The sequence below is a fragment of the Fusobacterium ulcerans genome (assembly GCF_003019675.1).
GTDB classification, from domain to species: Bacteria; Fusobacteriota; Fusobacteriia; order Fusobacteriales; family Fusobacteriaceae; genus Fusobacterium_A; species Fusobacterium_A ulcerans.
The window spans coordinates 287,806-306,951 of record NZ_CP028105.1 but is presented as its reverse complement, the minus strand read 5'-3'; the positions used below and the strand labels follow the sequence as shown (position 1 = coordinate 306,951).

Sequence of the window (19,146 nt, the reverse complement as noted above, 5' to 3'; positions counted from 1 at the left end):
AGCCATCCTCATTTTTTATTTTATATAAATTCTTTTTCTCTTAGGAACTCAATAACCTTTTCTACACCTTCATCAGTAGTTGCATATTGTATCTTATGATTAAATTGATACTTGTCTATACTTTTCTGATAAAGAGGGTCGTAGTATTCTTTTATCAATTCAGCAGCCAATTCTGGAAGCTTTTTGTTTTCAAGAAGCTCCAGATAGTTTTCTGTATTTTTCTTAGAAGTATAACGACTGATTTTCATGATGCACTCTCTCAAAGCTTCTTCAGGAGCATCAGCATAATCTTCCATAAGTATTTCTATTCTGTGTTCTGGAGTAGTTTCAGCTATTAAATGATATCCTGAAACAAGAGAATCATAAACAGAATCAGGGATATAGATATTTCCTATTCTTTTACTTTCACTTTCTGCAAGAATATATCCTTCTTTATTAGAAACAAGAAATTCATAAAGTTCTGTTTCGAATCTTTTCTGGCTTTGTTTTCTTTTCTCTCCAAGAGCTCCAAAATGAGATCCTTTGTGATCTGCAATTTTTTCAAGATTTAATACAGGGTATCCCATTTCCTGAAGTTTAGCAAGTATTTTAGTTTTTCCTATACCTGTTCTTCCATGGATAATGACATATTTAAATTTTTCATTGAGAACAGGAATTGACTTATAGACAAATTCTCTGTAAGCTTTGTATCCTCCTTCAAGCTTCATACATTTATATCCTAACGCCTGAAAAAGTGAACACATAGTTCCGCTTCTCATTCCACCTCTTGCACAGAAAAATACTATTCTTCTATTTTTAGAGGAAAGTTCCTGCACCTGCTTAAAAATCTCAGGAAGTCTTTTAGAAATAAAATTTACCCCCAGTTCTTTAGCTAATTCTTTTGATTGCTGTACATAAGCTGTTCCAACAGCAGCTCTTTCTTCATCCAATAAAACAGGGATATTTACAGCATTGGGGATAGGTTCACTTTCAAATTCTTTTGGAGTTCTTACATCAACCAAAACGTAGTTATCCATTTCTAAAAGTTCCCTATAGGTAATTGTATTCATAAAAAATCCTCCCAAAATTCATAATATATATAATATACACCTTTTATCGACTCAAAGTCAATAAAGAGTGGAATCTTAATAAAAAATTATTATTAAAAATATGTATATATTATAACTGAAATATTTGAAAAAATAAATTATAAAAAAAATAAAAAAGGGAAAAAAGCATGGAAAAAGTATATATAGTTGAGATAATTTGAAAATATAAAAAAATCAAATTCATACTATATATAGTTTTATTTGAAAAATTAAACACTATATTTTGTAAGAATTATGCTATAATGTTTTTGTCAACATAACAGGGAGGTAGTCATGGATATAGCTAGCTGGTTAGGAAAAGATAACAAATTAGGAATGGATATTTGGGAAAAAAAATATAAATATGATGGAGAAACATTCAATGAATGGTTAGAGAGAGTTTCTGGCGGAGATCAGGAACTAAAAGAAATGATAGCTAACAAAGAATTTATCTTTGCAGGAAGAATTCTTTCAAATAGAGGATTATATAAATTAGGAAGGAAAATAACTTATTCAAATTGTTATGTTATAGCACCTCCAGAAGATAATCTGGAATCTATATTTGATACTGCTAAAAAACTGGCAAGAACTTATTCTTATGGCGGGGGATGCGGAGTAGACATTTCTAAATTGAGGCCAAAAGGATCGGAGGTAAATAACTCAGCAAAATATACAACAGGATCAATATCTTTTATGGAGCTGTATAACCTGACTACAGATATAATAGGACAGAAAGGGAGAAGAGGAGCATTAATGATATCTATTGATGTAAATCATCCAGATGTTTCAGAATTTATATCTATCAAATCTGACCTTAATAAAATACAAAAAGCAAATATCTCTGTAAGAGTAGATGCTAATTTTATGAAAGCAGTGGTTGAAGGACTGCAATTTGTAACTGAATTTTTAGTAGAAGATACTGGTGAAGTAATCAGTAAAGAAATAGATGCAAGAAAACTTTTTAAAGAACTTGCAAGACAAAACTGGAAATTTGCTGAACCAGGAGTACTTTTCTGGGATAGAATATCAAAATGGAATCTATTAAGTGAAGATGAAGAGTTTGAATATGCTGGAACAAATCCATGTGCAGAAGAGCCATTACCAGCAGGAGGAAGCTGTCTTTTAGGTTCTCTTATTCTTCCGACATTTGTAGAGGGAAAAGAATTTGATTTTGATAGATTGGCAAATGCTGTACAAAAATCAGTAAAAGCTCTTAATGATGTACTTGATGAAGGACTTCCTCTGCATCCATTAGAGGAGCAGAGAGAATCAGTAAGAGACTGGAGACAGATTGGACTGGGAATCTTAGGAGTAGGAGACCTTTTAATAAAACTTGGAATGAAATATGGATCACCAGAATCTTTAGAATTTTGTGATAACATAGCAAAAGTTATAATTGATAATGCATTAAAGGCAAGTGCTCTTTTGGCTAAAGAGTCTGGAGCATATCCTAAATATAAAGCAGATAAAGTATTGAAATCAGAATTTCTATTGGAAAATGCAAGCATAGAGACACTTCAATTAATAGAAGAATATGGACTTAGAAATTCACAGCTTTTAACTATAGCCCCTACTGGTTCAATAGGAACAATGCTGGAGACAAGTACAGGAATAGAACCTAACTTTGCATTCTCTTATATAAGAAAAACAGAAAGTTTACATGGGGAAGATGTATTCTATAAGGTATTTATTCCAATTGCTAAAAAATATATGGAAGAAAATGAAATTGATGATGAAGATGATCTGCCAGAATACTTTGTTACAGCACAAAATCTTAATCCATATGACAGAATAAAAATGCAGGGAATATGGCAGAAAAGAATAGATGCAAGTATTTCATCAACAATCAATCTTGTAAATAAAGTTTCTGTTGAAGAAGTTGAAAAACTATATTTAGAAGCTTGGAAAAATGGTCTGAAGGGAATGACAATCTATAGAGCTGGATGTGATAGAGAGGGAATACTTACTGTAACACCTAAAGTTGAAGAAAAAATAGAAGAATTAAAATTACCAGCTATGCCTAGAGGAGAGCTGAAACCAATAGCTCCAGATACAATATACTATCCAACTACTATGAGAATAGGTTGTGGAAAACTTAAAGTAATGATTGGGTACTCACCAAGTGAGAGAGCTATTCAAGACCTGTATGTAATAAGAAGTGGTGTAGGTGGATGTGAGAAAAATATTCAGGCAGTGGCAATATATATGTCAGGAATACTTAGATTAGGTGGAAATTTATTCATGCTGGAGAAAGCAATAGCAGGAGTAAGTGGATGTACATCATTTGCTGTAGCAAGAAGTAAAAATCAGGAAATAAGTAAAGGAAATACATGTCCATCAGCTATCCTTAACATTCTTAAGAATTTCGAAAAAGAGATGGGACTGGATGCACACGAAAAAGCTATACAAAAAATAGATGAAGAAGAGAGAAAAGAGATAGAAAGCAGTGAGAGAGAAGCTGATTATGTAACTCGTTGTCCTGAATGTGGAGAGATAATAGATGTTACTGGAGGATGCTATACTTGCAGAAGCTGTGGGTTCTCTAAATGTGAATAATTAATTAAGAAAAGAATGATCAAAAATCAGAGTAAAATTTAGAAATATTTCCATTGGAAAGTTCTAAAAATAAATTTCTGATTTCAGATTATTCTTTTTTTTTGTAAAAATATAAATGCAACTAGCAGTAGACAAAAAGTAGAAGATAGTTGGTAGTATGGAAAGATGAAAAATGTTAAAATAAAATTCCCTATAGAAACAGGAATTTAGGAAGTTTGGCAGAATGTAGATAAGAAAGAGTTGGATAAAATTTTAGAAATTTGGAAATTAGAAATGATTACAGCAGTTCTACAGTTGGATCTTGGTAATTAGAGCAATTAAAATCTTAACTGTGTAATTACTGAAAAATTATATTTCTATTTATAAATTATCTACTTCTTTAAAATTGATATTATGACTACAGAGGTTTTTCATCCCTTACTTTTTACTAATTTCAATGGTATAATATTAGCAAATATAATGAATAGATGTTGGTGAAAAAATTAATGAAAAATGAAGCGAGAAGACTGCTTAAAGAAATATATGGATATGATGATTTCAGAGATGGACAGAAAGTAATAGTATCTTCAGTTCTTCAAAGAAGAGACACTTTGGGAGTAATGAGCACTGGAGGAGGAAAATCTATATGCTATCAAATTCCAGCTCTTCTTTTTAAAGGAATAACAATAGTTATTTCTCCACTGATATCTTTGATGAAGGATCAGGTAGATACTTTAAAGCTTTTAGGAATAAAAAGTGTATATATAAATTCTACTCTCTCTAGAGAAGAATATTCTGATGCTATGGGGAGAATAAGAAGCGGAAATGTGAAAATAATATATATAGCTCCTGAACGTCTTGCCAATGAGAAATTTGTGACTTTTATAAAAAAACTGAATATAGCTATGATAGCTGTAGATGAAGCACATTGTATTTCACAATGGGGGCATGATTTCAGAAAAAGTTATCTGGAAATACCTAATTTTGTAAAGAAGATAGGAAAGCCAATACAGATGCTGGCTCTTACAGCAACAGCTACTGCTGAAGTAAGACAGGATATAGAGGAAAAACTTGAAATGAAAAATCCATTCAGCTATGTTGCGGGATTTGACAGGGAAAATATATTTTTTAAGGTAGTGAAAAATGTAGTTGCAGAAGCCTATATAGTAGATTACTTGAAAAAAGCACCTAAAAAATCAGGAATAATCTATGCTTCTACCAGAAAAGAGGTAGACAGCCTATATGCCTATCTTGAACTTAGGGAATTTAGTGTGGGGAAATACCATGCTGGGCTTACTGAAAAAGAGAGAAAAGATTTTCAGGAGAAGTTCATTAAAGATGAAATAAAAATAATGGTAGCTACAAATGCTTTTGGAATGGGAATAGATAAATCCAATGTAAGATTTGTACTTCATAGAAATATACCAAAGGATATGGAGAGTTACTATCAGGAAGCTGGACGTGCTGGAAGAGATGGTGCCCCTGCTGAAGCTGTTCTCATGTATTTTGAAGAAGATGTAGGAACACAGGAATATCTCATAGAGATGAATGAGGAAACTGAAAATCAGTTGAAGAAAGAGAAAATGGAAAAGCTTGATAAGATGGTGGAGTATGCCTATCTGGAGAGTTGTTACAGAGAATATATATTGAAATATTTTGGAGATAAGAGAATAAAGAATTATTGTGGAAAATGCGGTAACTGCAAATCTTTCAAAAATGTTGAAGATCTTACTGTAGAAGCTCAAAAGATACTTTCTTGCATAGGAAGAGCAAAAGAAAGTATAGGAATATCCACTTTGACAAACATACTTGTGGGAAAATCAGATACTAAGATGGATAAAAAAGAATACCATAAATTATCTACTTTTGGAATAATGCAGGAGAGAGATAGAAACTGGATAGAGGAATTTATAAACTTTTTGATATCAGATGGATATCTTGAACAAAGTGCAGGAAGTTTTCCAGTGCTCAGGCTGAATGAACGAGCCAGAAAAGTTTTGAAAAATGAAACTGCTGTATTTAGAAGAGTAGATGAAAAAGTAACATTTGATTATTATGAAGATCCATTATTTGAAAACCTGAATCAGTTAAGAAATAGAATAGCTGAAAAAGAAAAAGTAGCACCATATATAGTATTTTCAGATCTGACACTTATGGAAATGGCAGAGAAAAAACCTAAAAATAGATGGGATATGCTGAAGATAAGGGGAATAGGAAATCAGAAATTTAAAAACTATGGGGAAGAATTTTTAAAGGTTATTAATAGTTTTTCAGATGAAGATATGGAGATTATCCGACTTGAAAGTATAGTTGAAGATAAATATCTGGAAGAATCTAAACTGGAAGACTTAAAAAATAAATTACAAATAAATATAAGTTCAGAAAAATTAAGAGAAATTTTAATTAAGTCATTATTTAGTTAGAACATTAAGGAGGTTACAATGAAAAAAATATTGGCATTTCTTGTTTTATTGACTACACTTGGATGCAGCCAGGGGGATAAAACACCAGAACAAACGATTGAACCAGAAAAGAAAACAGAGGTAACAAAAACAGAAAATGAAGTGGTAGCTCCACCAACGAAAGAGACAGAATTGAAAGTTTTAGATGTGACAACTGCATCTGGAGAAAAACCTAATATTGAAATAACTCTTTCTGATGAAATAGGACTTAATAGTGATATAGATGCATATATAAAAGTTGATGGGGAAAATGGCTATGATATTATTAAAATGAAAAATAAGATAATCATAAGAGGAGATTTTTCTACTGGAGAAACATATCAAGTAGAAATTTTAAAAGGATTGAAGTCTAAAAACGGAGTTGTATTAAATGAAAATTTCAATACAACAGTAGCTTTTAAAGAAATAGAACCTAAGATAGCTTTTTCAAATGAAGGGATAATCCTTCCAGCTGTGAATGATAAGAGAATAAGTTTTAAATCTCTTAATGTAAAAAAAGTAAATGTAAAAGTTAAAAAGGTATTTGAAAATAATACTACTCAATTTTTACAGAATTTTGTATTTAAAGGAAATGGAAATGTATTCAATTATGGATTGCAGGGAGATTTCTATAAAATTGGAGATGTTCTTTTTGAAAAAGATTATGATCTGAATAATATTAAAAATAAATGGATTCAAACAGAAATTGAATTAGGAAGTCTGGTAAACTATAAGGGATTCTTTATAGTTGAATTATCTTTTAATAAAGATGGAATAGACTATACTTTCCCAGAAGGTGTAGAAAACTGGCAGCAGTACAGTTTCTTTGAAAATAACGGGAAAATAGGAAAAGTTATTTTACTTTCAGATATGGGTATTCTTGCTCAAAAAACTAAGGATAATTATCTGGTAACTGTAACTAATGTAGCAAAAAATGGTGTTGTAAAAGGTGCTAAAGTAAAAGCTATAACTCTCAATAATCAGGTAATTGAAGAAAAAACTACCAATGAAAATGGAGAGGTAACTTTTGATGGAAAAGATAAAATTTTCTATATTATAAGCGAACTTGGAGATGAAAAATCAATACTTAAATTAAGTGATTCTCTTCTATCATATGATGGATTTGCTGTAGATGGTATATACGCAACTGAAGGTGTAAAAAGTTTTATGTATACAGACAGAGGAATATACAGACCTGGAGATGATATATATCTTTCTGTAATAGCTAGAAATGCAGATGACAGCTTCCCTGAAAATCATCCAATCAAATTAAACATATACACTCCAACAGGAAAGAAATTTTTGGAGAACTATGTTTTGAATAATGGGAAAAATGGATTCTATACATATTCTTTCAAAACTAATCTGGATTCAGAAACTGGTATCTGGAGAGTAGAGGCACAAGTAGGAAGCACTACATTCAGAAAAGATATTCCTGTGGAAACTATAGTTCCGTATAAAATAAAAGTTGATGTTGATGCACCTAAAGTGGTGGATATAAATGAAACTGGTAATTTTGAAGTGAAAGTTGCTTCAGATTATCTTTTTGGTGCACCTGGAAGTGATTTGAGATTTAACAGTGAACTGCAAATAAGAGAAGAGAATGTAAGATTTGAAAAATTTAAAAACTATACTTTTACAAATCCTACATCATATAATTTCTATCACAGAGATTATAAAGAGGGAGTATTAAACAGTGAAGGAAAAGGAACTATTAATTTTGATATTGCTAAAGTTACTCCTAAAAATATAAATTTAACAGGAACTCTTACTACTAAAGTATTAGAAACAAGTGGAAGACCTGTTTTAGATAGAAGTGTAGTAACATTAAAGAAATTCGATACATATGTAGGAATGGAAATACCATCTGACAGATATATGAAGAGTGGAGATAAAGTAAATCTTCAGGTTATAGCAGTATCTAGTGATGGAGATAAGCTTGTTCCTGGAAGAAAAATGAAATACAGAATATATAAAAACGAATATTCTTGGTGGTGGGACTATAATGATTATGGAAGTTTCCTAAAATCAATAAAGACAGATACAAATACTACTTTTGTTCATGAGCAGGAATTTGTATCAGGAGATAAACCATATATTATAGATTATCCAATAGAAGGAACAGGAGAAATATTTGTAGAAGTAGAGGATTTAGAAACAGAACAGAGTACAGGAGTAAATCTATATGTAAGTACTTGGATGGATCCTAGTGTAAGTAAAAAAGTAGATAAACTTAAAATGGAAACTGATAAAAAATCTTACAATATAGGAGAAAAGGCTAAGATTGTATATGAAGGAGAAAAGGGAGCTAAAGCCCTTATTACTATAGAAAAATCTGGTCAAATAGTAAAAAGATACTGGAAAGATGTTAATAATATTAAAAATGAAGAGGAAATAGAGATTACTGAGGGAATGTTCCCAAATGCTTATGTAACTATATCTTTATTCCAAGATTATAATAACTTTACAAATGACAGACCATTAAGACTGTATGGTGCTGTACCTCTAATGGTAAAAAATGAGGCAACTAAACTTAGCTTGGAATTAAATACTCCAAAAGAATTAAGACCAAATGAAAAGTTTAGTGTAAAAGTTAAAAATAAAGCTGGAACACCTATGGAATATACAGTAGCAGTGGTAGATGAAGGACTTTTAGATATAACAGCATTTAAAACTCCAGATCCATGGAATTATTTCTACCAAAAAGAAGCTCTTCAAATAATGTCTTATGACAACTATAATGAAATCATAGGAAAAACTTTTGGAGAAGTGCATCAGGTATTGAAAACTGGAGGAGGAGAATTCCTAGCTGAAATGTCAGCAATGGATAAATCTAGAAATAAACAAATGGGACTTGAAGAAGCTCAAAGATTTAAACCAGTGGCAATGTTTAAAGGAGTTCTTACTACTAATGATAAAGGTGAAGGAGAAGTAGAATTTACAATGCCTAACTATATGGGTTCTGTAAGAGTTATGGTAATAGGAGCAGATAAAGGAATGTATGGAAAAGCAGAATCTACAATTACTGTAAAAGCTCCAATAGTTATGAATGCTTCACTTCCTAGAACATTGAAAGTTGGAGATGAATTTAAAGTTCCAGTGGAAATCTTTGCTTTAGAAGATGGTCTTGGAGAAATAACTGTAAGTATAAATTACAATGGAGAGACAAAAACTGAAAAATTCACTTTGAAAAATAAAGAGAAGAAAACAGTATACTTCACAGAAAAAGTTCCTAATAAAATAGGGGCAGATAAAATAACTATAAGTGCAAAATCTAATAAATATAATTATGAAGAAGTTACTGATATAGATGTAAATTCAAATAATCCATATATTTATTTGAATGATATAAAAACTGTACCAGGTGGAAAAGAGATTGTATTTAATGCACCAAAAGATTCAATAGAAGGAAGTGTAGAAAGTACATTAACTATTTCTAGTTCACCTATACTGGCTATAGATCAAAGACTTAAATGGCTTATCAGATATCCATATGGATGTGCAGAGCAGACTACATCAAGTATACTTCCACAATTATTTATAAAAGAGCTGTCTTCTGAAAATGCTTTTGATAAAAAGAGAATAACAGCTAATATTAATTCAGGAATTACTAGATTATCAAAATTCCAGCTTTATGATGGATCTTTCACATACTGGCCTGGAAATAGAGATGCTGACTTATGGGTAACTAACTATATTGGACAATTACTGATAAGTGCAAGAGATAATGGATACTATGTACCAGAGGATATGTACAACAGATGGCTTGATTTCAGTAAAAAGCAAAGTAAAATAGCAGGTGCTGATTTAGACAGAAAGGCATATACTCTATACTTATTAGCATCAGCTGGTTCTCCTGAAATAAGTGAAATGAACCTTGTATATGAAAATTATATGGGAAGCCTTTCAATAACAAGTAAATGGTACATGGCAGCAGCATATAAATTAATTGGTGAAGATAAGATAGCAGTAGATATTGCTAATTCTCTTCCAATTACTGTACCTGAATATGATTATGACTACTATAGATATTCTTATGGTTCAAATTTAAGAGATAAAGCTATTATACTTGGAGCATACTATAAAGTATATGGTAAGATAGAAGAAAAATTATACAACAATTTACTTCAGGCTCTTCAGTCGCAAAACTGGCTGTCTACTCAAAGTACAGGGTATTCTCTGATGACTATAGCTGAAATGGTAAAATCAGGAGCTAAAGAAGAGGTATCTGGAACTATAGAAATAGATGGACAGCTAAAAAGATTTACAACTAAGAATGGTACTTACACAGAATCAATTTCTGATAAAGTAAAAGATATCAAAATAGTTTCTGGTAATTCAAAAGATATGTTTGTTAATTACTATTGGGAAGGAGTTCCTGTAAACTATGAAGGAGAAGACATCGCTAAAAATATCAAAATAGAGAGAAAATTCTATGATATTAATGGAGCAGAAATAAATCCTAAATCTCTTACATCTGGAACTACATTCTGGTTAGAAGTAAAAGTACTTCCTGAAAATACAAGAGGATATTTCTATATAGATGATGTAGCATTAACACAGGTACTTCCTACAGGATGGGAAATAGAAAATGTAAGAGCATTGAAACAGCAATATCCAGAATGGGTAAAATCTAAAATGGGAAATACTAATATAGATTATGAAGATATCAGAGATGACAGAGTTATGTGGTTCTTTGGCTTCAATAATTACAGCAGAACAGGAAACAGCTTCTTTGTTAAAATAAATACAGTAACAGTTGGAAAATATAAGTTCCCTGGAACTATGGCAGAAGCTATGTATGATAAAAATTATGAAGCTTATCTAAAAGGATTTGAAGTAGAGGTCAAATAATGAAAAAAAGATATCTGATATTTTCAGGAATTGTTCTGAGTGGAATTATTCTTACATCATGGACATATTTAAAATATGATACTGATAAAATATCAAGTACATTTGAAGAGAGATACAGCCAGGTGGTGTTAGATGATAAAAATGATATCCTTGGAGCTTATCTTAATAAAAATGAACAATGGCATTTAAAAAGTACAGATAAAATACCTGAAAAATTGAAAGAAGCAGTTTTGAATTATGAAGATAAAAATTTCTATTCTCATAGGGGAGTAGATGCAAAAGCGATAATCAGAGCTGTGAGAGATAATATATTCCAGAGGAGGAGAACTGGAGGCAGCACTGTTACTATGCAGGTGGCAAAAGTTCTCGAACCTAAACAGAGGAGTTATTTTAATAAATACAAAGAGATAGTTCATGCACTGAAAATAGAAAGAAAATTCAGTAAAGATGAGATATTATCAATGTATCTGAATAATGCTCCATATGGTGGAAATATTGTAGGCTATAAGACAGCTTCACTTTTATACTTTCAAAAAAATCCAGATGAACTTACTTGGGCAGAGGGAGCACTGTTAGCAGTGCTCCCTAATTCTCCCGGGCTTATGCATGTGGAAAGAAACAGAGACAGGCTTATAAATAAGAGAAATGCTCTTTTAAAAAAGTTATTGGACAGAGGGGTAATAGATGAAAGGCAGTATGCTTTATCAAAAATGGAACCTATTCCTGAAAAAAGATATAGATTCAGATCCCTTGCTCCACATCTCACTAGAAGATTGACACAGGAGAGCAATGAAAAAATAATAAACAGTACTATTAATAGCCAGCTACAGGAAAAAATAGAAAAAGTAGTGAAGGATTATTCTGAATACCTAAAAGGTGAAGGAATAGGAAATGCAGCTGTATTAGTGGTAGATAATAAAACTTATGAAGTAAAAGTATATGTAGGTTCACAGAATTTTTATGACTTTAGTACAAATGGACAGGTAGATGGAATAACTGCTAAAAGATCACCAGGATCTGTATTAAAACCTTTCCTTTATGCTTTGGCAATAGATGAAGGAATAGCAGCTCCAGAGTCAAAAATACCAGATGTTCCTTTATATTTTTCAAATTTCAGTCCTCAAAATGCCAATAAAAAATATTATGGATTGATTGAAATGAGAGAAGCTCTTATAAAATCATTGAATATTCCTTTTGTATCTTTATTAAAGGAATATAAAGATGATAAATTTTTCTATTTTTTGAAAGAGGTATTGGACTTCAAAGACAATAACCCATCAAGATATGGACTTTCTCTAATACTTGGAACTAAAGAGCTAAGTGTGGAAAATATAGCTAAACTATATACTGGACTGGGAAATTATGGAAATTTTAAAGATTTAAAATATACAAGAGATGGGCAGGAAGAAAAGGGAGATCAGCTTATATCAAGAGGAGCAGCATATCTAACATTGGATACTATAAGACAGCTGGAAAGACCTGGTCTTGAAAGTATGTATAGAGAAAAAAATCCTGTTTCATGGAAAACTGGAACAAGCTATGGACGAAGAGATGGATGGGCAGCTGGAGTTACACCAGACTGGACAGTAGTTGTGTGGGTAGGAAATTTTACTGGGGAAAGCAACAGCAATCTATCAGGAGTAGTCAGTGCAGGAAAACTTTTGTTTAATGTATTTAATGTTCTTCCAAAGAAAACAACTCTGTTTAAACTTCCAGAAGAAGATCTCGAAATTATAAAAGTAGATCAAGAAACTGGGTATAGAATGAAGTTTGATGTTCCATCAAAAGAAATACTTTATCCTGTGGGAGCTAAACCTTTGAAGCTTTCTCCATATTATAAAAAAGTTTTTTTAAACAAAGATGGAGAAGAGATAGATTCAAGAAATGAAGACTTTACTGAAAAAGAGGAAAAAGTAGTGCTTAACTACCCTATTGAGATAATAAACTATTTCATAAGACAGAATATGGATGTTTCAAATATTTTTAGTAGCAAAATCAAAGAAAAAAGTGTAAAATTCATATATCCAATAAATAACTTAAAGATAGTTATACCAAAAGATTTTGATGGAGAAAAGAGCGTCATAGTAAAAGTAGCAAATCTAAAAAAACAAAATCTCTATTGGTATATCAATAAGGAATATATAGGAAGAGACAGAGACAAGGAAAAAAGTCTCAATCTAAAAGAAGGAGAATATGAAATAACTGTAGTAGCTGAAAATGGTGAAACAGAAAAAGTAAAATTTGAAATAGTAAAAAATAGAGCAGGAAGGAAGTAGAATGGTAGAGTTTTTTATAGCAAAGAAACATATATTTGAGAGAAAAAGACAGAGTCTTATTTCAACTTTAGGAATAGCAATAGGGGTAGTAGTTTTAATAGTCTCTATTGGAATAGCAAATGGATTAGATAAAAATATGATAAACAGTATTCTTTCTATGACAAGTCATGTACTGGTGGAGAATGGAGATAAATTATCAAATTATAACGAGTTAAAAGAAAAAATAGAAAAAATTCCCGGAGTAAAGGGAGCAGTTCCAAGTATAGAAACACAGGGTATCTTTAAATATAATGGAATATATGGAGGATACATATCTGGAGTAAAAATAGAAGGCTTTGATTTAGAAAGTGCAAAGAAAGCAATGGATTTGGATAAAAAGATTGTAGAGGGAAGCATATCTCCTGATAAAATAAATGGAGTCCTCATAGGAAAGGAACTTTTTAGGAATATTGGGGCTTCTCTTGGAGATGAAGTGACTATTATTTCATCAGAAAATAAAGAGATAAAATTCAAGATAGAAGGGGTATTCCAGAGCGGATATTATGATTATGATATAAATATGATAATTCTTCCACTGAAGGCTGCTCAATATCTTGTGTACAGTGGAGATACAGTAAATAAGATTGATGTAACATTAAATGATCCATACAAGGCTCCTGAAATAGCTGATAAAATAATGTCTGAGACAAAGATTTTCTCAAGGACATGGGGAGATCTCAACAGAAATCTTCTTTCAGCACTGTCATTGGAAAAAACCGTTATGATAATGGTATTTTCTTTAATCGTAATAATAGCAGGGTTTGTAGTGTGGGTAACACTGAATATGCTGGTAAGAGAAAAAATAAAAGATATAGGGATAATGAGATCAATGGGATTTTCAAGAAAAAGTATAATGAAGATTTTCCTTATACAGGGAATGCTCTTGGGAATTGCAGGAATAGTAATAGGAACAATTATTTCTCTGTGCTTCTTGTGGTACATTAAGAATTATACTCTTGCATTTATAACTTCTATCTATTATCTTACTAAAATACCAGTTGAAATATCTGTTAAGGAGATAGGAGTAATAATTGGAGCAAATATTGGAATAATCTTTGTATCGAGTGTATTCCCAGCATATAGAGCTGCCAAGATGGAAACTGTGGAGGCATTGAGACATGAGTAGAGAGATATTGAGATTAGAAAATATAGAAAAATATTACAGTGGGAATATAGATAAACTTCATATTATAAGAAACTTAAGCTTAACTGTAGAAGAGGGAGAATTTATTTCAATACTGGGAAGATCAGGATCTGGAAAATCTACTCTGCTGAATATAATTGGACTGTTGGATAAAATAGATAAAGGAAAAATATATATTGGTGGTCAGGAAGTGGAAAAACTTTCTGATGAAAAGAAAGATATTTTAAAAAATGGAATGTTAGGCTTTGTATTTCAATTTCATTATCTGCTTCCTGAATTTACAGCTTTGGAAAATGTAATGCTTCCAGCTTTGGTGAATGATTTTAAAAACAGGAAAGAAGTAGAAAAAAGAGCAATGGAAATATTGGAAGCGGTTGGATTGAAAGACAGAGTAAAACACAAACCTTCACAATTATCTGGAGGAGAAAAACAAAGAGTAGCAATAGCCAGAGCCTTAATCAATTCACCTAAAATACTTTTGGCAGATGAGCCTACAGGAAATCTGGATGAGGAGACAAGTGAAACTATCTTCGATATACTGAGAGATATTAATAAAAATAGAAAGCAGACTATAATAGTAGTTACACATTCAAAAGATCTGGCAAAGATTTCGGACAAAAAGCTCTATCTTAAAAAAGGTATTCTGCATTTAACAGATGATTAGAAAAAGTTTTCAAAATTTTTCTATAAAAAAAGAGGAAATCTCGAAAAAAGGAAGTATAATATTATACAAAGCAAAGAGAACTTGCGGACTTAAAAGGAAGTGGTATTATGAAAATGTCTATCCATGGAAAACAATTAGTTGTAACTGATGCAATCAAAAAGTATGCGGAAACTAAACTAGGGAGGGTTGAAAAGTATCACGATAGTATTATAGATTTAGATGTCAGCTTATCAGCAGTGAGAACTAAAACTGGAAGCAGCCATACAGCTGAAGTATTGGCATATCTGAGTGGAAGTACTTTAAAAGCTTCTTGTACAGATACAGACCTATATGCAGCTATTGACCAAGTTTCTGATATTATAGAGGCGCAGCTTAAAAAACACAAAGAAAAAAGAGCTATCAATTATGGACAGGTTCCAGGAGTTAAAAAAATAAAATATGATCCTGAAACTAACACAGTTGAAAAAGAAGCTGCTGTAAATGTAGTAAAAGTTTATCTACCTCCAAAACCAATGGATATAGAAGAAGCTATACTTCAACTTGAATTATTGAATAGAGTATTCTATCCATTCACTAACTGTGAAACAGGAGAGATGAACATAGTTTATAAGAGAAAAGATGGAGACTACGCACACGTAGAGCCAGCAATTAAAAAATAATTAAATATTTGTAAATATTACCCCTTTCAGAGATGGAAGGGGTTTTAAATTTTTGAAAAAATACTTGAAATTTCAATGTAATAGGTATATACTACGAGAGTGGCTATGCAGAAGTGGCGGAATGGTAGACGCGCTGTCTTCAGACGGCAGTGGGGGTGCCCCCGTGAGAGTTCAAATCTCTTCTTCTGCACCATTTTCTCAATAATATAATTGTATAATATTTGGTGTTGGTACTAAAAATAGTATCAGCACCTTTTTATTAATATAATTTGACAAAAAACTGGGATAATTCTATTTTTTATGCTGGAGCCATTGTGGGAACTGCCCTGCCAGAGTTTGCATTGCTGTAACTGATGTAGTTTCCTTTATTTTTGTTTTTGAGCTGCTCTTTTTTATTTTTTGAATTTTAAAAAATATTTTATCACTTTTAGAGAAAAATAAAAATAAATGTGCAAAACTTGGAAATATTTAGTATAATAATATCATTAAATGAAATATTAGAGGGGTGATGTCTGTAATGAATGGAGATATAAAAGAAAGAGTTAAAAATGCCAAAAGAATAGTGGTAAAAGTAGGAACATCTACATTGACTTATGCAAATGGAAACCTTAATCTAGGGCTTTTAAATAAACTTGTATGGGTGCTCAGTGATCTGAGAAATCAAGAGAGAGATGTAGTACTTGTAACATCTGGAGCTATAGGTGTAGGATCTAAAAAGCTTGATTTTAAAACAAGACCTAAAGAAACTAGAGAGAAACAGGCAGCAGCAGCAGTAGGGCAGGCTGAACTTATGCATATATATCAAAACTTTTTTAGTGAGTACAGCCAGAAGACAGCTCAAATACTTTTGACAAAAGATGATTTCAAAGAGGGAGAGAGAAAAACTAATACCAACAATACATTTGAAACATTGCTGGAATATGGAGTTATCCCTATTGTCAATGCCAATGATACTATTTCTACTTTTGAAATAGAATTCAGTGATAATGACAGACTTTCTGCAAGTGTGGCTTCTTTGCTGAAAGCTGATCTGTTAATTATACTTACTGATATAGACGCTCTATATGATTCTAATCCTAAAACTAATCCAGATGCTCAAAGAATTGCTTATGTAGAGAAAGTTACTGACGATATAATGGAAATGGGTGGAGAAAAGGGAAGCGAATTCAGTGTTGGAGGTATGGAAACAAAACTTCTGGCAGCAAGAGAATGCTTTGATAGTGGTGTAGTAATGGCTATACTTGATGGTTCTAACCCTCTTCTTGTAGAAAGATTAATATCTGGGGAAGATATAGGAACAGTTTTTGATTGTATAGCTTAGGAGGAAATATTATGGAAATATCAAGAATAGGAGAGGCTGCTAAAAAAGCTGCTGTAAAAACAGCTCAGCTTTCTACTGGAGTAAAAAATGATATACTTCAAAGAGCAGCAGATGCTTTAATAAGGAATAAAGAAAGAATAATTGAAATAAATAAGGAGGATGTAAAAAACGCCCTTGCAAATGGTGTAAAACAGTCCTTTATAGACAGACTTACTTTGACAGAGAAAAGAATTGAAGATATGGCAGCAGGATTGAAAGAAATATCTATGCTTAATGATCCTGTTGGAGAATATGTATATGGGAAAACACTTCCTAATGGACTTATCATTCAGCAAAAAAGAGTTCCTCTAGGAGTGGTGGCTATAATATTTGAATCACGTCCTAATGTAACAGCTGATGCTTTTGGACTTTGCTTAAAAAGCGGGAATGCAGTTATCCTGAGAGGCGGAAAAGAAGCGATAAAAACAAATGTAGCTATTGTAAGTGTATTTAAAGAAGTATTGAGAGAGGCTGGACTTTCAGAAGATACTGTACAGATACTTGAAGATACAAGCCATGAAAAAGCTGCTGAACTTATGAAAGCTAATGAATATATAGATGTACTTATCCCTAGAGGAAGTGCCAGACTAATAAATACTGTTATCAACAACAGTACTATACCATGTATACAGACAGGAATAGGAAACTGCCATATATATGTTGATAAAACTGGAGATTTGAAAAAAGCTGTAGATATAATAATCAATGCTAAAACTCAAAGACCAGGAGTATGTAATGCAGTGGAGACTATACTGGTACATGAAGATATAGCAGCTGAACTGCTTCCTGTAATGGGAAAAGAGCTGCTGGAGAGAAATGTGGAGATAAGAGGGGATGAAACTGTAAATAAATATATCCCTGAATCTAAAAAAGCTACTGAAGAAGACTGGGCTACAGAATATGAAGACTACATTCTAGCAGTAAAAACTGTAAAAACTTTAGATGAGGTAATAGAACATATTGGAAAATATGGAACTAAACATTCTGAATCAATAATAACAGAGGACTATTCAAATGCTCAAAGATTCTTAAATGAAATAGATGCAGCAGCTGTATATGTAAATGCTTCTACAAGATTTACAGATGGAGGACAGTTTGGTTTTGGAGCTGAGATAGGTATCAGTACTCAAAAGCTTCATGCAAGAGGGCCTATGGGGCTGAAAGAATTGACTACTACTAAGTATGTAATATTTGGTAATGGACAAGTTAGAAAATAGAATAAGATAAATAAGAGAAGGAACCTTAAATGATTAGGGTTCCTTTTTTTGTACCTAAAAATAAATTTAAAATGTATATGAAAATTGAAAAATAAGATGATTTTTAAAAAATAAATAAAACTAAGATATGAAATACATCATACTTTTTTAATAAGAGATGTAAAAGAAGTAAATGCAGTGTAAATACATAGTTTTTAATCAATATACTAAAAAATAAAAAACAGCAAGGGAAAAGAAATTATATAAAAATAGCAGGTTCAATTAAAAACTATTTTACAAAGAAAAAATAAAAATATGAAATAAAAAAATGAGAGAAGGGAAATATAGAAAAACAAATAAAGTATGATGAAATATATAAAAAATTAATAATTTTGATATAAGAAAAGGGAAAAGTTACATAAGAGAAGAGAAATAGAAAAACGTCCAAAAGAGAGGGGTAAAAAAATGACTCCTTAAAAAATGGGGAGTTAGGAGGTGTAAATGTTCGCATTATTACAAAAAGGCGTCCTGTATAAATTTTTTTCAAAAAATTTATACGCGAAACTTTTTAGAATTATAGATTAGTATAGTGAAATGATACTACTAAAATAGAATATTGTCAATACTAAAAAAACCTATAATTTGACATTTTTAAGAAATGTTAGAACGATTTCATTGAGTTTTGGAAGAGAAAAAGTTCTCATTATTGTAATAATGCGAACTTTTTTAAATTAGTTGGAAGTAACAATTTTTACAAAAATTGAAAATAGATATTAAATTTTAAAAATTGAAAAAAATATAAGATTCAAGTTTTTGGAAAGAATGAAAATAAAAAGGGATAGAAGTTAGAGAATATAAGTTGAAATCTATCCAATTTAAATAAAACTACTAAATGTATATTTGGGATTAAA

10 protein-coding genes and 1 tRNA gene are annotated in these 19,146 nt (G+C 31.3%); 10 read left to right on the top strand and 1 reads right to left on the bottom strand.

Annotated elements, in window-relative coordinates; all coding sequences use genetic code 11:
- Positions 1-20 precede the first annotated feature (20 nt).
- On the bottom strand, positions 21-1,049 hold the full coding sequence (gene mnmH / locus C4N20_RS01390) for a tRNA 2-selenouridine(34) synthase MnmH (protein ID WP_005981640.1): 1,029 nt from the start codon (positions 1,047-1,049) through the stop codon (positions 21-23).
- A 312-nt stretch (positions 1,050-1,361) separates the two neighbouring features.
- On the opposite strand from mnmH, the gene C4N20_RS01385 reads away from it, so the two are divergent.
- The 10 genes from C4N20_RS01385 (at position 1,362) to C4N20_RS01340 (ending at position 18,256) form a co-directional block, all read left to right on the top strand.
- Positions 1,362-3,623 carry an adenosylcobalamin-dependent ribonucleoside-diphosphate reductase gene (locus C4N20_RS01385; protein WP_005981642.1) on the top strand — a complete coding sequence of 754 codons (2,262 nt, stop codon included), beginning with the start codon at positions 1,362-1,364 and terminating at the stop codon, positions 3,621-3,623.
- A 485-nt stretch (positions 3,624-4,108) separates the two neighbouring features.
- Positions 4,109-6,025: a DNA helicase RecQ gene (gene recQ / locus C4N20_RS01380; RefSeq protein ID WP_008695933.1), complete on the top strand. Its 1,917-nt coding sequence runs from the start codon at positions 4,109-4,111 to the stop codon at positions 6,023-6,025.
- A gap of 18 nt (positions 6,026-6,043) precedes the next feature.
- Positions 6,044-10,897: an alpha-2-macroglobulin family protein gene (locus tag C4N20_RS01375; RefSeq protein ID WP_005981646.1), complete on the top strand. Its 4,854-nt coding sequence runs from the start codon at positions 6,044-6,046 to the stop codon at positions 10,895-10,897.
- Positions 10,897-13,173, top strand: a complete 2,277-nt coding sequence (gene pbpC / locus C4N20_RS01370; protein ID WP_005981648.1) for a penicillin-binding protein 1C — start codon at positions 10,897-10,899, stop codon at positions 13,171-13,173. Before C4N20_RS01375 ends, pbpC begins: the two co-directional genes overlap by 1 nt.
- Position 13,174: 1 nt before the next feature.
- Positions 13,175-14,338, top strand: coding sequence for an ABC transporter permease (locus C4N20_RS01365; protein WP_005981651.1), 1,164 nt, complete (start codon positions 13,175-13,177; stop codon positions 14,336-14,338).
- Positions 14,331-15,020 (top strand): ABC transporter ATP-binding protein, encoded by a 690-nt coding sequence (locus tag C4N20_RS01360; RefSeq protein ID WP_005981654.1) that lies wholly within the window; start codon positions 14,331-14,333, stop codon positions 15,018-15,020. Before C4N20_RS01365 ends, C4N20_RS01360 begins: the two co-directional genes overlap by 8 nt.
- 107 nt (positions 15,021-15,127) lie before the next feature.
- Positions 15,128-15,679: a ribosome hibernation-promoting factor, HPF/YfiA family gene (gene hpf, locus C4N20_RS01355; RefSeq protein ID WP_005981657.1), complete on the top strand. Its 552-nt coding sequence runs from the start codon at positions 15,128-15,130 to the stop codon at positions 15,677-15,679.
- Positions 15,680-15,786: 107 nt separating this feature from the next.
- Positions 15,787-15,872: transfer RNA gene (locus C4N20_RS01350), tRNA-Leu, on the top strand.
- 324 nt (positions 15,873-16,196) lie between these two features.
- The gene (gene proB, locus C4N20_RS01345) at positions 16,197-17,000 is read left to right on the top strand and encodes a glutamate 5-kinase (RefSeq protein WP_172453958.1); all 804 of its coding nucleotides are present in this window, start codon (positions 16,197-16,199) and stop codon (positions 16,998-17,000) included.
- 11 nt (positions 17,001-17,011) lie between these two features.
- Positions 17,012-18,256, top strand: a complete 1,245-nt coding sequence (locus C4N20_RS01340; RefSeq protein WP_005981661.1) for a glutamate-5-semialdehyde dehydrogenase — start codon at positions 17,012-17,014, stop codon at positions 18,254-18,256.
- Positions 18,257-19,146 lie beyond the last annotated feature (890 nt).